The 1,286-nt window shown below is 68.5% G+C and carries 2 protein-coding genes; both read left to right on the top strand.

All coding sequences use genetic code 11. The annotated features are described in order from the left end of the window. The first annotated feature begins 68 nt into the window (after positions 1–68). On the top strand, positions 69–377 hold the full coding sequence (locus ACFY3J_RS38860) for a transposase (protein WP_384181806.1): 309 nt from the start codon (positions 69–71) through the stop codon (positions 375–377). Then, a complete protein-coding gene (locus ACFY3J_RS38855; protein WP_384181804.1) occupies positions 374–1,246 on the top strand; it encodes an IS3 family transposase in 873 nt (290 codons plus the stop codon). The genes ACFY3J_RS38860 and ACFY3J_RS38855 overlap by 4 nt, the downstream gene beginning before the upstream one ends. Positions 1,247–1,286 lie beyond the last annotated feature (40 nt).

Below are 1,286 nucleotides of genomic sequence, written 5' to 3'. Positions count from 1 at the left end.
GTGGGCTTGATCCGCTTTGACGGACATCGGAGATCAGGGGCTTCGGCCCCGGAAGGATGATGTCCATCATGGAGAGCATGGGGAAGAAGAAGCCGCGTCCTCGCCGCTCGTTCACGCCGGAGTTCAAGGCAGAGATCGTCGAGCTTTGTCAGCGTGGTGACCGCTCTGTCGGTCAGGTCGCCAAGGACTTCGACCTGACCGAGACCGCGGTGCGGGACTGGGTGAAGCAGGCCGAGGTCGACTCGGGCGAGCGGGAGGGCCTGACCAGCGGTGAGCGCGAGGAGTTGGCCCGGCTGCGGCGGGAGAACCGCCGGCTGCGGGAGGACGTGGAGGTCCTCAAGCGTGCGACGGCTTTCTTCGCGACGGAGACCCGGTGAGCGTGCACCCGTTCATCGAGGCGGAGAAGCAGGCAGGACACAGCGTCAAACGAGTGTGTGAGCTGCTGAAGGTCTCCCGTGCCGCCTTCTACGCCCGCCGCACCGCTGTCCCCGGCCCCCGCGCGGCTCGCGACGCGGAGCTGACCGAGAAGATCCACGAGGTCCACGCGACCTCGCGCGGTACGTATGGGGCCCCGCGGATTCACGCCATGCTCCGACGCGACGGCGACCGGTGTGGTCGGCGCCGCATCGCGCGGCTGATGCGCCAGGCAGGGCTGGCCGGCAGACACCGCAGACGCCGCCACCGCACCACGATCCCGGACCCGCAGGCCGCCACCCGTCCCGACCTGGTCCTGCGGGACTTCCAGCCCGACCCGGCCACGGCCGACCAGCGCTGGTGCGGCGACATCACCTACGTCCCGACCGAGGAGGGATGGCTCTACCTGGCCACCGTCATCGACATCGCCTCCCGGCGAGTGGTCGGCTGGGCCACCGCCGACCACCTGCGGACCGAACTGGTTGCCGACGCGCTACGGGCGGCCTGCCGCAGCCGGCGTCCGGCCGGTGCGGTGGTGTTCCACTCGGATCGCGGCTGCCAGTACACCAGTCGCGAATTCGCCGATGTCGCCCGTGAGTTCGGGGTTCGTCTGTCGGTCGGCCGCACGGGTCAGTGCTGGGACAACGCGCTCGCGGAATCCTTCTTCGCCACGCTGAAGCGGGAACTGTTCGGCGATCGGCCCTGGCCCAGCCGAGCAGCTGCCCATACCGCGATCTTCGAGTGGATCGAAAGCTGGTACAACTTGCGGAGGCTGCACAGCAGCCTCGGTTACCGCAGTCCCGCCGAGTACGAAACCGTTCTCGCAGCCTGACCACCACACCGATGGTGTCCGTCAAAGCGGAACAAGCTCA

This window comes from Streptomyces sp. NPDC001231 (assembly GCF_042896885.1).
Taxonomy (GTDB): Bacteria; Actinomycetota; Actinomycetes; order Streptomycetales; family Streptomycetaceae; genus Streptomyces.
This window is presented reverse-complemented; position numbering and strand designations above follow the sequence as displayed.

Bases quoted from the DNA above. Each gene is read 5' to 3' on its own strand.
- ACFY3J_RS38860 (WP_384181806.1), top strand. From the start codon at position 69: ATGGAGAGCATGGGGAAGAAGAAGCCGCGTCCTCGCCGCTCGTTCACG.